The organism is Nonomuraea sp. NBC_00507 (genome assembly GCF_036013525.1).
Lineage (GTDB): Bacteria > Actinomycetota > Actinomycetes > Streptosporangiales > Streptosporangiaceae > Nonomuraea.
The window spans coordinates 9,517,878-9,530,823 of sequence record NZ_CP107853.1 but is presented as its reverse complement, the minus strand read 5'-3'; the positions used below and the strand labels follow the sequence as shown (position 1 = coordinate 9,530,823).

Genomic DNA, 12,946 nt, shown 5'->3' with positions numbered 1-12,946 from the left:
AGTGACCGAGATGAGGGTGGTCCTCGCCGGTGGCGGGACGGCCGGGCACATCGAGCCCGCGCTCGCCCTTGCGGACGCGCTGCGCCGTCTAGACCCCAGCATCGGCATCACCTGTGTGGGCACCGAGCGCGGCTTGGAGACGCGGCTCGTGCCGGCCAGGGGCTATGAGCTGGAGCTGGTGCCGGCCGTGCCGCTTCCAAGGGCGATCACCCCGAGCCTGCTCACTGTCCCTGGCAGGCTCGCAGGCGCGATCAACGCCACGGCCGGCATAATCGACCGCGTCAAGGCCGACGTGCTGGTCGGCTTCGGCGGTTATGTCGCAACTCCAGCCTACCTGGCGGCCAAGCGGCGTGGCCTGCCGATCGTCGTCCACGAGGCTAACCCGCGGCCGGGCCTCGCCAACCGGCTGGGCGCCCGGCTCACCGAGCACGTGTTCACCGGGTTTCCCGACGCCGCGCTGCCCAAGGCCGAGTTCATCGGCACCCCGCTGCGCCGCGAGATCGTCGGCCTCGACCGGCTGTCGATGGGCGACAAGGCCCGCTCCTGGTTCGGCCTGGAGAACGACCGGCCCACGCTGCTGGTGTTCGGCGGCTCGCAGGGGGCCAGGTCGCTCAACCAGGCCGCGCTGGCCGCGGCGCCGGTCCTGCGCCGGGCGGGCGTGCAGGTGCTGCACGTGCTCGGCCCGAAGAACACCGTGGAGCGCGAGCCGCCGCCCGGTGACCCGCAATACGTGCTGCTGCCCTACGTCGACCGTATGGACCTCGCCTACGCGGCCGCCGACGTGGCGCTGTGCCGCAGCGGGGCGCTGACGTGCGCCGAGCTGACCGCGGTCGGGCTGCCGGCGGCCTACGTGCCGCTGCCGCACGGCAACGGCGAGCAGCGCATCAACGCCGAGCGCATCGCCCGGGGCGGCGGCGGCCTGATGGTCGACGACGCCGGCCTGTCACCCGATTGGATCATCCAGAACGTGCTGCCCATGCTCCACGACCCCGAGCGGGTCGCCGCCATGTCGGAGGCCGCCTCCCGGCTGGGGCGCAAGGACGCCGATATCATGCTTGCCAGGAAAGTGTTGGAGATAGCCCGATGAGTCTCGTCAAGCTGGTCGATCCCGTCCGCGTCGAAGATCTGGGACGCGTGCACTTCATCGGTATCGGTGGCGCGGGCATGTCCGGCATCGCCCGCATCCTGCTCAAGCGGGGCGTGCGCGTGTCGGGCAGCGACGCGCGCAGCTCCGAGCTGGTCACCGAGCTGCGCGAGCTGGGTGCCACCGTGCACATCGGCCACGCCGCCTCCCACATCAGGGACGTCGACACCGTGGTCGTCTCGACCGCCATCCGCGACTCCAACCCGGAGCTGGGCGAGGCGCTCAAGCAAGGGCTGCGGATCATCCCACGGGCGGCCGCGCTCGCCTCGGTGATGGCCGGGCGCACCGCCGTGGCCATCGCGGGCACCCACGGCAAGACCACCACGACCTCGATGCTGACCGTGGCGCTGCAGAAGTGCGGCGCCGACCCGTCCTACTGCGTGGGCGGCCAGCTCGTCACCACCGGGCTCGGCGCCGACGACGGGGAGGGCACGGTGTTCGTGGCCGAGGCCGACGAGAGCGACGGGTCGTTCCTCATGCTGGCGCCCGACATCGCGGTGGTGACCAACGTCGAGGCCGACCACCTGGACAACTACGGCGACCCGCGGGCCGTGCACGACAGCTTCGCCAGGTTCGCCGACCGGGTCGGCTCGCTGCTCATCGCCTGCGCCGACGACCCCGGCGCGGCGGAGGTGGCCCGCATGGCGCGGGAGCGGGGGCTGCGGGTCAAGACCTACGGCGTCGAGGGCGAGGACTACCGCGTGAGCGGCATCCGGCCCGACGGGTTCGGGACCGTGTTCGAGATCGAGGGCCGGGGCACCGTGCGGCTGGCCGTTCCCGGGGCGCACAACGCGCTCAACGCCGCCGCGGCGCTCGCCGTGGCCGACGAGCTGGGGCTGCCCTTCGAGGAGATCAGAGAGGGGCTGGGGGCCTTCACAGGGGCCAAGCGGCGTTTCGAGGCCAAGGGCGAGTCCGGCGGGGTCGCCGTGTTCGACAGCTACGCCCATCATCCGACCGAGTTGGCCGCCGATCTTCGGGCCGCCCGCGACGTGGTCGCCTCCTACTCCGGCACCGGGCGGGTCATCGCGATCTTCCAGCCGCATCTCTACTCGCGCACCCGCTTCTTCGCCGAGGAGTTCGGCGCGGCGCTCGGGCTCGCCGACGAGGCCATCGTGCTCGACGTCTACGGCGCCAGGGAGGATCCCGAGCCCGGGGTGTCCGGCGCGATGGTGGCCTCGCGGGTGCCGCTGCCGGCCGAGCGGGTGGCGTACGCCCCGGACCGGGCCGCGGTGCCGGCGCTGGTGGCCGAGCGGGCCCGGCCCGGCGACATCGTGCTCACGATGGGGGCGGGCGACGTCACGGAGCTCGGCCCGCAGATCGTCGCCCAGCTGTCCTGAGACCTCATCCCACCTCCCGGGCCGGCGGGGGCCCGGGAGTCACTCCAGGACGCCGGAATCGGCGGCTGGAGGACGCCGTGGGCCCCGCCTGCATCCCGGCGTGGCGCGCGGCGTCACGCCGTACTCGGGAGTAGGTTCGGTGCCGACACGGCAGGAGGGCGATGAAGGCGCGGACGGCGTTCCTGGTGCTGCTGACTGCGGGGGTGGTGGGCACGGCCGCATGGCTGGTGTTCTTCTCGCCCGTGCTGGGCGTGCGCTCGATCGAGATCGTGGGAAATCTCACAGTGCCCAGCGAGCGGATCAAACAGCAGGCCGGGGTGGCGGACCTCCACCCGCTCGCCACGGTCGACCTCGCCGGCGTCCAGAGCCGCGTGCTGGGCATCAGGCAGCTCGCCGGCGCGAAGGTCGACCGGGTCTGGCCGGGCACGCTCAAGATCGAGGTGGTCGAGCGGGAGCCCGTCGCCGTCATCCCCGCCGGCGGCAGGTTCGCCGTCGTGGACAAGCAGGCCGTGGTGATCGAGGTGGCCTCCGCCGCCCCGCCGCTGCTGCCGCTGCTCAAGGTGGACCGCCCCGCCGCGGGCGACCCGGCCTTGATGGCGGCGCTGCAGGTCATCGAGGCGGTCCCGGACGAGGTGGCCCCGAAGGTCAGGCAGGTGCGCGCGGGAACGGCCGAAGGGGTGACTCTGGAGCTGTCCGACGGGCGTTCCGTCGTGTGGGGCGGCCCGGACCGTCCCGAGGAAAAGGGCCGCATCCTGGCCTCGCTTCTCAAACGAGAAAAGGCCACGGTGTACGACGTCAGCTCCCCGGACGTGGTGACCCTGAAGTGATCAAGAGTTGTCAGGGTCTGGCAAGTCCGCGGCAAGGGCATGGCCGAGCCTGTGCGAGGTGGGGGTCGCGGCGTGAGAGCCTAAAGTCGGAGGTTGGGCAGAGGAGAGCTCCGACCAGGCACGACTTCGGAGCGAAACGGACAGCCCGCGACACGCCGGACGTGCTTGCGGCGCGGTTAGTTGACCCGCCAGGTAGGGGGCTCCTACTGTCCGTATCAATCATCAGGTTGACATAAATCTAAATCTCAACCTGAGGTTGAGAGTTACTCGAACTGACAAAAGCGGAGACAATCCGCACCGAAATGGCAAGTCAACGAGCGGAAAGGCCCCTCGTCGTGGCAGCACCGCAGAACTACCTCGCGGTCATCAAGGTCGTCGGCATCGGCGGCGGCGGAGTCAACGCCGTCAACCGGATGATCGAGGAGGGACTCAAGGGCGTCGAGTTCATCGCCATCAACACCGACGCCCAGGCGCTGCTGATGAGTGACGCCGATGTGAAACTCGACGTGGGCCGCGAGCTCACGCGCGGGCTCGGCGCGGGCGCCAATCCCGACGTCGGGCGCAAGGCGGCCGAGGACCACCGCGAGGAGATCGAGGAGGTCCTCAAGGGGGCCGACATGGTCTTCGTCACGGCGGGCGAGGGCGGCGGCACCGGCACCGGCGGCGCGCCCGTGGTGGCCAACATCGCCAGGTCGCTCGGCGCCCTGACCATAGGCGTCGTGACCAGGCCGTTCAGCTTTGAGGGCCGCCGCAGGGCCATGCAGGCCGAGGCCGGCATCGAGACGCTGCGCGACGAGGTCGACACGCTGATCGTGATCCCCAACGACCGGCTGCTGTCGATCTCCGACCGGCAGGTGAGCGTGCTCGACGCCTTCAAGGCGGCCGACCAGGTGCTGCTGTCCGGTGTGCAGGGCATCACCGACCTCATCACCACCCCCGGTCTGATCAACCTGGACTTCGCCGACGTCAAGTCGGTCATGTCCGGCGCCGGCTCGGCGCTCATGGGCATCGGCCACGCCCGCGGCGACGACCGCTCGGTGGCGGCCGCCGAGATGGCGGTCTCCAGCCCGCTGCTGGAGGCCAGCATCGACGGCGCGCACGGCGTGCTGCTGTCCATCGCGGGCGGCTCGGACCTGGGCCTGTTCGAGATCAACGAGGCGGCCCAGCTCGTGTCCATGGCCGCCGCGCCCGACGCCAACATCATTTTCGGCACGGTCATCGACGACGCGCTCGGCGACGAGGTGCGCGTGACGGTGATCGCGGCGGGCTTCGACGACGTGCCCGGTCCGGCCGAGAAGCAGCTGCCGCGGCCGGCCGGCCGCCCCGCCGCGTCGCCGCCTCCCGCGCCGCCCGTGTCCTCGCCCGTACGCCCGAGCATGTCGTCGCCCAGCGTGAAGTCCGAGCCGCCCCCGCTGCGCCCTGAGCCGCGCGCTGAGGTGCGTTCGGAGCCCCGGCCCGACTTCAGGCCGGAGCCGCGTCCCGAGCCCCGTCCTGAGGCTCGTGCGGACTTCCGCCCCGAGCCCAGGAGTGAGTTCAGGCCCGAGCCGCGTCCCGAGCCCGTGCGCCCCATGGAGCCGGTGCAGGCGGTCGCCGAGCAGGACGACGACGAGCCGCCGGCCGACGGGCCGTCCGGCCCGGTCTCGATCCCGCGGCCCGCGCCCGAGCCCGCCAACCCGCCCACGCCCATCACCTCCCGCATGTCGGAGCCCGCCAAACGTCCGCGCGTGATCTTCGAGGAACAGGAAGAGGAACTCGACGTTCCCGACTTCCTCAAGTAGCACGGAGACCCGACGCCGCTCCCCCAGGGATACGGGAGCGGCGCGCTCATGTGCTGCGAGAGCCGAATCGGGAGGGAGACTCACGTGAGAAGGGATGAGATCGCGGCCGGGCTCGCCGAGGTCGACGCGCGCATCGCGGCGGCCTGCCGGGCGGTGGGCCGCGACCGCGGCGAGGTCACGCTGATCGCCGTCACCAAGACCCGGCCGGCCGAGGACGTGCGCATCCTGGCCGAGCTGGGCGTGCGCGACATCGGCGAAAACCGCGACCAGGAGGCCGCGTCCAAGGCCGCCGAGCTCGCCGATCTCTCGCTGACCTGGCACTTCGTGGGCCAGCTTCAGACCAACAAGGTCCGCTCCGTCGTCGGGTACGCCGACGTGGTGCACTCCGTGGACCGCCTCAGGCTGGTGGAGGCGATCAGCAGGGAGGCGGTGCGCCAGGGCCGCAACGTCGGGTGCCTGGTGCAGGTCGCGCTCGACGACGACCCGGCCAGGGGCGGGGCACGGCCCGCCGACGTGCTCGAGCTCGCCGACGAGGTGGCGCTCGCCGAGGGCGTGTGGCTGGGCGGCGTCATGGCGGTGGCGCCGCTGGGCGAGGAGCCCGCCAAGGCGTTCGCCAGGCTGCGTGACATCGCCACCCGGGTGCAGGAGCAGCACCACCGCGCCACGATGGTCTCCGCGGGGATGAGCGAGGACCTCGTGGAGGCGATCGCCTACGGCGCGACACACGTGCGGGTCGGTACGGCGTTGCTCGGCCGCCGCAAGCCCTTCGTCAGGTAATGTCCCCTCAAGTGGGTCTTCAGGTCCATGATCAGGTAGAGGTCGATCGGCGGTGAGCTCCAAGGGGGTACGGCTACCGCCTCGGAGCCCGGCGACGGGTCCCGAGCGAGGGCGACCATGAGCAGGAGGACGACGTAGCGATGGCCGGCGCGATGCGCAAGATGGCGGTCTACCTCGGTCTCGTGGAGGACGACCGCTACGAGAGGTATGAGACCTACCCGGACGATTACGCCTACGAGGACGAGGCGCAGCGGACCGGCGAGGAGCGGGCCGTGGCGGTCCAGGACCGCGACGACGAGCCCGACGCCGGGGTCCCCGCGCCCAGACCCGCCACGACGATCCTAGAGCGCCGCACGACGGACCTGGCCCGGATCACGACCCTCCATCCGCGGACCTACAACGAGGCGCGCACCATCGGCGAGCACTTCCGCGACGGCACTCCTGTCATCATGAATCTGACCGAGATGGTTGACAGTGACGCAAAACGGCTCGTCGATTTCGCGGCAGGTCTTGTCTTTGGCCTACACGGCAGCATTGAACGTGTTACCAACAAGGTGTTCCTGTTGTCCCCTGCCAATGTCGAGGTGACTGCCGAGGACAAGGCCCGAATCGCGGAACGCGGGTTCTTCAATCAGAGTTAGAGTCTCTGTATGTCTATCGCACCCAACCCGGTCTCGCCGAGACCGGACGGGCTCATCAGAAGTGGAGGCGCGGCCGGGCCGTGGGGATCATAGGTCAGATCTTGGTCGTTGTCCTGTCTCTCTACTTGGTGCTGCTCATCGGCAGGATGATCATTGAGACGGTGCAGGCCTTCGCCCGCCAGTGGCGTCCGTCGGGCGTCGTCCTGGTGGTCGCCGAGGCCACATACACCGCAACCGACCCACCACTCAAGTTCCTCCGCCGTTTCATTCCGCCGCTCCGGTTGGGTACGGTGGCCTTTGACCTAAGCTTCACTGTCCTGTTCATCGTCGTCCTGATCTTGATTCAGATCGCGGGGGCGCTGCGATGACGGGGCCGGTGTGGTGCCGGTCGTGATCCAACTCGTGTCCGCGCTGAAGTGATTCGGGTTACCGTCCCTCCGGACAGACTCCCCAAGCGCGCCAAGGAGACCAAAAAATGCCGCTGACGCCCGCTGATGTGCGGAACAAGCAGTTCAGTACCACCCGGCTGCGGCCGGGCTACGACGAGGAAGAGGTCGACGCCTTCCTCGACGAGGTGGAGGCTGAGCTCGACCGCCTGATCCAAGAAAACGAGGAGCTTCGCGCGAAACTGGCCGAGTGCCTGCGCGGGAAGGTGCCGGGCGGCATGAACATGCCCATGGCCTCGGCTCCGGTTCAAGAGCAGCCCAAGCCCGAGATGATGGCGCCGCCGCAGCCGGAGCCCATGCGGGCCCCCGAGCCGCCGCCGGTGCAGCAGCCGGTCCCCGTGGCCATGAGCATGCCTCCCGCCGAGGACAACATGGACACCGCGGCCCGCGTGCTCGCGCTTGCCCAGCAGACCGCCGACCAGGCGATCGCCGACGCCCGCCGGGAGGCGGACGAGACGGTGACCCGCGCCCGCCGCGAGGCCGACGAGATCCTCACCAAGGCCCGCCGCCAGGCCGAGCAGGTCATCGGCGACGCGCGCGCCCGTGCCGAGACGCTCGAGCGCGACGCGCAGGAGCGTCACCGCCAGGCGATGGGCTCGCTGGTGCAGACCCGCGACGAGCTCGAGCGCAAGGTCGAGGAGCTGCGCAGCTTCGAGCGTGAATACCGCAGCCGCCTCAAGCTCTACCTGGAAAACCAGCTCGCCGAGCTCAACGTCTCGGCCGAGGGCAGCGGTGGCTTTCCCGTCATGACCGGTGGTCCGCAGGGTCAGGCTCCCGCCATGTCGCACGCTGTGCAGGGTGGTCAGCAGCCTCTTCCCGGCAGCCCCAACCCGTTCGGCGGCGAGGGCCCGCAGGGCGCCTTCCCCGGCGGTGACGGTTCGCACAACGACCGCCGGTAAAGTAACGGGTCACGGCGAAGGGAGCGGAGCTCCCGAGCCAGTGAGAGTAGGACCTGTCACTCGAAAGAGCCCTCTGTGATCCTTATCAGTGCTGGTTTGGTGCTCGCGGCAGTCGTGCTGCTGATCGCGGGTTTCGTACTGGCGAAGCCGTTCCTGATCATGTGGTCCATCGTGGTCAGCGTGCTGTCCGCGCTGTTCCTGGTGATCGGGGCCTTCCTGCGGCGTCACGAGCTTTTCCCCGGTGGTGGGCAGGCCGCTGCGCCGGCCACCCCTCCGGCAGGGCTCCTGCCGCCCGGCTTGCCGTACAACCAGACCGGTCCTGTGGCTCACCAGCCGCCCCCTCAGCAGCCGCGTCCGCAACCGCCGCAGCGGACGGTGACCGTGCCGGCCACCGCCCCGCGCCGCCCCCCGGCAGGCGGCCTCGCGCCGGACGCGATCGTGCTGGTGATCCCCGGACGCAAGCGCTACCACGTGGCCGGCTGCCGCCAGCTGGCCGGGCGGGAGCACGAGGAGCTCACTCACGAGGAGGCACGCGAGGAGGGCTTCACGCCCTGCACGACGTGCCTTCCTGACGCAGCGCTCGGTGGACGGCAGCTGCCGCCTGCCGCCGACCCCGAGCCCGCTGCGGCGCTGCCCTCCGCGTTCACCGCGGAGAGCCGGGCCCAGACCGCCGCGGAGAGCCGGGCCGAGACCGCCGCGGAGAGCCGGGCCGAGACCGCCGCGGAGAGCCGGGCCGAGACCGCCGCGGAGAGCCGCGATCTGCGTCCGCCGGTCGCTCCGCCGAAGCCCGACACGAAGGCTTCCACCCCCAGCCCGGAGCCCGCCGCCGCCCACGAGGAAGGCGCCGCCGGGTGGTTCGGCAGGCCGGCCGCCGCATCCGCCGGCCAGGCCCACTCCTCCGCCGCCCCCTCGGAATCCGAGGACGAGCAGGCGGAGACGCAGACCTCCATTTTCCGGCCGCCGCCGAACGCGCTCAGGTCCGAGTCGCCATCTTCGGGCGCGACGAGCCGCCCATCGTCCGGCGAGCCGTCACAGGCGTCCGGCACATCACCCGCATCCGGCAGCGCGCCTTCCAAGCCTGGTGCCGGCCCCTCCCGGCCCGCCGGCGACGCCCGGACTCCCGCTGATAAGTCCGACACATCCTCCGCCGGCAAGACAGGGACTCCTGCCGCCAAGGGCGGCCCGTCCACAGGCAAGGGCGACCCGCCCGCCGACGAGACCGGGCCCGCCGCGGACCGCCCCGGACCGGGCGCGGGCAAGGCCGCGGCACCCGAGGGCGTGACCGCGCCTTCCCTCCGCCGCCCGGGTCAGCCGGCGCCGTCCACCGGCAAGCCTGACGCGCCCGGGGGTGGACCAGGAGAGACGGTCGCCAACCTCAGGCAACCTGGAAGGCCCGTGTGGTCCCAGAGTCCTGCCGAGGACGACGACTCGGGGCCGTCCACGGCTCCACAGCCGCGTGTGCCTTCTTCTGCGGCGCCTCCCCGCCAAGGGGGTCCGGGGGCGCCGGGAGGGTCTGCTGGATCGTCTCAGCGTCCTTCTGGGGGTCTTTCCGGGGCCGCCAAGATGTTCGGGCCCGCACAGCCGGAGGAGGAAGTGGTGCTGGAACGGCCCGCCTCCTCAGCCGAGTCGGAGGCCAAGCCCAAGGGACCGCTGCCCCCGGGGTCCACAGCCTTCGCCAGGTCCTCGAAGGAACGGCCGTCCGGCACGGGCGCCGGGCCAGACGCGTCCAGCGCGGGTGCGAAGGCCGACCCTCCCGGGACCGGTGCTCCCGCGAAATCGCAGACCTCAGGGGCCAAGACCGAGGCCGCGGGTTCGAAGGGCGGCGACGAGCCTGCCGCCGCTTCCAAGGGCGAGCGCCCCGGCACGGTGAAGGTCATCGTCGGCACGCGCCGTTACCACAGCACCGCCTGCCCGTTGATCAAGGGTGCGGGTGAGTCCGGCGTGGAGACGATGACGCTCGCCGCTGCGGAGGCGGCCGGGTTGACAAGCTGTTCGGTCTGCCAGCACGACCGGGAAACGGTCGCCTGAGCAGCCGCGAAATGCTCGCCCGAGCGACGGCGCCATGAGATGGCAGCAGATCCACTGCGGTCGGTAGCCGGCCAGGGCGCGCACCAAGCGGCGAACGGCGGCGCGCGCCTCGACGGTCGGGCTCAGGTCAGGCGAGCGCGGACCTCCTCGAGCCGTCCGGTCAGGAAGGCGCGTTCCACGTCGTTGTCGGTCATGGCCAGGGCCTCCTCGTACGCCGCGATCGCCTCCTGCCACCGCCCCAGCCGGCGCAGGAAGTCGGCACGGGCCGCGCTGAGGTAGCCGTAGGTGGCCAGCACCGGTTCGTCGAGCAGCGGGGTGAGAGCGGCGAGGCCGGCCCGAGGGTCATCGCGGAAGCCGATCGCGACGGCGCGGTTCAACTCGACCACCGGGGACGGCCACAGGTCCCGCAGCACGTCGTACAGCCCGACGATCTCCGTCCAATCGGTGTCTTCCCAGGTCGCCGCCTCGGCGTGCACGGCGGCGATGGCCGCCTGCACGGCGTACCTCGTAGGCGCCTGCCGCAGCGATTGCGCCAGCAGCGCGGTGCCCTCAGCGATCTGCCGGGTGTCCCACCGCGTCCGGTCCTGATCGGCGAGCAGAACGAGGCGGCCGCTGCGGGACAGCCGGGTGTTCCGGCGTGCGTCGGTGAGCAGCATCAGCGCGAGCAGGCCGGCGACCTGACCGTCGCCCCTCAACAGCTGGTACAGCGTGCGGGCGAGGTGGATGGCACCATCCACCAGGTCCTGGCGCACGAGCCGCGCACCGACGGGTGCGGCATGGCCGGTGGTGAACACCAGGTGCACCACGTCCAGGACGGCACTGACCCGCTCGGGAAGATCGGTACGCGCGGGAACCCGGTACGGGATCCGGGCCGTGCTGATCTTCTTTTTGGCACGCGTGATCCGCGCCGCCATGGCGGACTCCTGGACCAGGAACGCCCGGGCCACCTCGGCCGTGGACAGGCCGCACACCAACCTCAAGGTCAGCGCCACTTGCGCGTCGCGGGACAGCGCCGGGTGGCAGCAGGTGAAGATGAGGCGTAGCCGGTCGTCGTCGACCACCGGCGGGTCGTCACAGTCTTCCGGCCCGGCCACGACGTCGTCCACGACGAGCGACGGCAGCGCCGATCGGAGCACGGACTCCCGCCGCAGCAGGTCCTTCGCGCGGTTGCGCGCGACGGTGGTCAGCCAGGCGCCAGGCCGGGCAGGAACACCGCTGGTGGCCCAGGTGCGCAGCGCCTGCGCGTACGCGTCCTGCGCGCACTCCTCGGCAAGGTCGAGATCGCGCACGACACGCACCGTCGCGGCGAGCACACTGGCCCACTCGCGACGGTGCGCCTGCGCGATCGCCTCGTTGACGTCGACGTCAGCGGCGGAACCGCGCTCGTGTTCGGTCACGCGGTCAGCTCGCCTCGCGGATCGGCCGGATCTCGACCCCGCTGTGCGCCGCGGACACCTCGGGCAGATTCTCGGCGAGCGCGATCGCCGCGTCGAGGTCCGGCGCCTCCACCAGGTAGTAGCCGCCCAGCACCTCCTTGGTCTCCAGGAACGTCCCGTCGGTCGGCGTTGGCCGGCCATTGACGGTGCCGCGCAGGCAGGTCGCGGTGGTGGATGACTCCAGTTCGTGACCGCCGAGTATCGCGTCACCGGCCGCCGCGGCGAAGGCGGCGTGGCCGGCATGAAGGTCCTTGATCTCCTCCGGGGACCTCGACTCCCAGAGTCGTTCGTCCCCGTAGATGAGGAGCAGGTATTTCGCCATCTCAGACATCCCATCGCTCCGAGGCCTGTTTGGCCCGACTACCTATACGACGAACGAGGCGGTCGCGAATCGATGCGCCCTCACCGTATCCGCCGGATCGGGTAACCGGGATATACGTCGGCAGGGCGCCCCGGCTCGGATTCGGATGCACCCGACCGTGCGGGTCGGTGGTGACCTTCGCCGGCGGCCACCATCCCCACCGCTCGGGCGCGGGTACACCTGCTGAAGAAGCGGATCCTGCTGCCCGGCGCACCGCGTCCGGTCCCGCCACACGATGTTCTAAGGAGATCGACTCATGGCCGCCAGCAACCTTGTTCTGATCGCCGGGGCCGGTGGCGTGGGCCGAACAGTTCTCGGCCGCCTGCGTGCGCAGGACGTGCCGGTGCGCGCGATGGTCCGCCGCGACGATGATCGTGCGGCTGAGCTGCGTGCGCTCGGCGCGGAGATCGTCGTGGGCGATTTGACCCGGCCCGAGAGCGTCGCGGCCGCGCTGGCGGGTGTCGGGCGGATGTATTTCGCGATGCCCGTGTCGCCGGACCATCTGCTGGCGGCGACCGTGGTGGCCACCGTGGCGCGGGAGCGCGGGGAGCTGGCCTGCCTGGTCGGCATGTCACAGATGACGGTGTCGCAGATGACGGCCACCAGCACCGCGGAGTCGCACCAGCAGCGGCTGCACTGGCTGGCGGAGCAGGTCTTCGACTGGTCAGGCCTGCCAGTGGTGCACATCCGGCCGACGTCGTTCCTGGACAATCCGCTGTTCACCACGCTGGCGGCGCAGTCGATCCGGGAGAACAGCACGATCGCGCTGCCGTTCGGCAACGGGCGCACGTCGCCGGTCGCTGTGGACGACGTCGCCCGGGTGGTCGCCACCGTGCTCCGCGACCCGGCTCCGCACGTCGGGCACGTCTACGAGCTGACCGGGCCGCGCACGGTCGACATGACGGAGATGGCCGAGGAGTTCTCACGGGCGTTGGGGCGTCCGGTGTCCTATGTGGACGTGCCGCTGGACCGGTGGCGGGCCGAGGTGCTCGCGAAGGCGGGCCTGCCGCCGCACACCGAACAGCACATCGCCACCATGGCCCGGCTGCACCGCGAGAACCGCTACGACCGCGCGTCCGACGACGTCGAACGCGTGACGGGCGTACCCGCCCAGACGATCGAGGCGTTCGTGGCCGCTCGCAGGGACTTCTACCTGGGCTGAGCCGCGCGGAAAGCCGGACGACCCGCCTGCCGATCGCCGACGCCATCGACGTCGCACGCTCCAAGCTCATCGACCGAGGGGCCGACGTGGGTGAGGCGTTCCATGACGAG

The 12,946-nt window shown here is 71.1% G+C and carries 12 protein-coding genes; 10 read left to right on the top strand and 2 right to left on the bottom strand.

The annotated features are described in order from the left end of the window. Positions 1-10 precede the first annotated feature (10 nt). The 9 genes from murG to OHA25_RS45880 all read left to right on the top strand — a co-directional run bounded on the left by murG (position 11) and on the right by OHA25_RS45880 (position 9,877). Positions 11-1,087, top strand: a complete 1,077-nt coding sequence (gene murG / locus OHA25_RS45920; protein ID WP_327583161.1) for an undecaprenyldiphospho-muramoylpentapeptide beta-N-acetylglucosaminyltransferase — start codon at positions 11-13, stop codon at positions 1,085-1,087. After that, positions 1,084-2,481, top strand: coding sequence for a UDP-N-acetylmuramate--L-alanine ligase (gene murC / locus OHA25_RS45915; protein WP_327583160.1), 1,398 nt, complete (start codon positions 1,084-1,086; stop codon positions 2,479-2,481). The genes murG and murC overlap by 4 nt, the downstream gene beginning before the upstream one ends. A gap of 161 nt (positions 2,482-2,642) precedes the next feature. Continuing rightward, positions 2,643-3,308 (top strand): cell division protein FtsQ/DivIB, encoded by a 666-nt coding sequence (locus OHA25_RS45910; RefSeq protein WP_305920028.1) that lies wholly within the window; start codon positions 2,643-2,645, stop codon positions 3,306-3,308. Between the two features lie 335 nt (positions 3,309-3,643). After that, complete coding sequence (gene ftsZ / locus OHA25_RS45905; RefSeq protein WP_327583159.1) at positions 3,644-5,086, top strand: cell division protein FtsZ; 1,443 nt, start codon at positions 3,644-3,646, stop codon at positions 5,084-5,086. A gap of 48 nt (positions 5,087-5,134) precedes the next feature. After that, positions 5,135-5,863, top strand: coding sequence for a YggS family pyridoxal phosphate-dependent enzyme (locus OHA25_RS45900; RefSeq protein WP_442941968.1), 729 nt, complete (start codon positions 5,135-5,137; stop codon positions 5,861-5,863). Between the two features lie 140 nt (positions 5,864-6,003). Beyond that, positions 6,004-6,504, top strand: a complete 501-nt coding sequence (locus OHA25_RS45895) for a cell division protein SepF (RefSeq protein ID WP_305920031.1) — start codon at positions 6,004-6,006, stop codon at positions 6,502-6,504. Between the two features lie 80 nt (positions 6,505-6,584). Continuing rightward, positions 6,585-6,872 carry a YggT family protein gene (locus OHA25_RS45890; RefSeq protein WP_327583157.1) on the top strand — a complete coding sequence of 96 codons (288 nt, stop codon included), beginning with the start codon at positions 6,585-6,587 and terminating at the stop codon, positions 6,870-6,872. Between the two features lie 107 nt (positions 6,873-6,979). Further along, positions 6,980-7,849 carry a DivIVA domain-containing protein gene (locus OHA25_RS45885; protein WP_327583156.1) on the top strand — a complete coding sequence of 290 codons (870 nt, stop codon included), beginning with the start codon at positions 6,980-6,982 and terminating at the stop codon, positions 7,847-7,849. Positions 7,850-7,924: 75 nt separating this feature from the next. Next, complete coding sequence (locus OHA25_RS45880; protein ID WP_327583155.1) at positions 7,925-9,877, top strand: hypothetical protein; 1,953 nt, start codon at positions 7,925-7,927, stop codon at positions 9,875-9,877. Positions 9,878-9,999: 122 nt separating this feature from the next. Here the strand turns inward: OHA25_RS45880 and OHA25_RS45875 are convergent, their stop codons facing one another. Further along, positions 10,000-11,274, bottom strand: a complete 1,275-nt coding sequence (locus tag OHA25_RS45875; RefSeq protein WP_327583154.1) for an RNA polymerase sigma factor — start codon at positions 11,272-11,274, stop codon at positions 10,000-10,002. A gap of 4 nt (positions 11,275-11,278) precedes the next feature. Then, positions 11,279-11,644: a YciI family protein gene (locus tag OHA25_RS45870; RefSeq protein WP_327583153.1), complete on the bottom strand. Its 366-nt coding sequence runs from the start codon at positions 11,642-11,644 to the stop codon at positions 11,279-11,281. 286 nt (positions 11,645-11,930) lie between these two features. On the opposite strand from OHA25_RS45870, the gene OHA25_RS45865 reads away from it, so the two are divergent. Continuing rightward, positions 11,931-12,836 carry an NmrA family NAD(P)-binding protein gene (locus tag OHA25_RS45865; protein WP_327583152.1) on the top strand — a complete coding sequence of 302 codons (906 nt, stop codon included), beginning with the start codon at positions 11,931-11,933 and terminating at the stop codon, positions 12,834-12,836. Positions 12,837-12,946 lie beyond the last annotated feature (110 nt).

Coding starts and splice junctions, on each gene's coding strand:
- OHA25_RS45910 (WP_305920028.1), top strand. CDS start 2,643: ATGAAGGCGCGGACGGCGTTCCTGGTGCTGCTGACTGCGGGGGTGGTG.
- OHA25_RS45885 (WP_327583156.1), top strand. CDS start 6,980: ATGCCGCTGACGCCCGCTGATGTGCGGAACAAGCAGTTCAGTACCACC.
- murG (WP_327583161.1), top strand. CDS start 11: ATGAGGGTGGTCCTCGCCGGTGGCGGGACGGCCGGGCACATCGAGCCC.
- murC (WP_327583160.1), top strand. CDS start 1,084: ATGAGTCTCGTCAAGCTGGTCGATCCCGTCCGCGTCGAAGATCTGGGA.
- OHA25_RS45865 (WP_327583152.1), top strand. CDS start 11,931: ATGGCCGCCAGCAACCTTGTTCTGATCGCCGGGGCCGGTGGCGTGGGC.
- OHA25_RS45900 (WP_442941968.1), top strand. CDS start 5,135: ATGTGCTGCGAGAGCCGAATCGGGAGGGAGACTCACGTGAGAAGGGAT.
- OHA25_RS45895 (WP_305920031.1), top strand. CDS start 6,004: ATGGCCGGCGCGATGCGCAAGATGGCGGTCTACCTCGGTCTCGTGGAG.
- OHA25_RS45870 (WP_327583153.1), bottom strand. CDS start 11,644: ATGTCTGAGATGGCGAAATACCTGCTCCTCATCTACGGGGACGAACGA.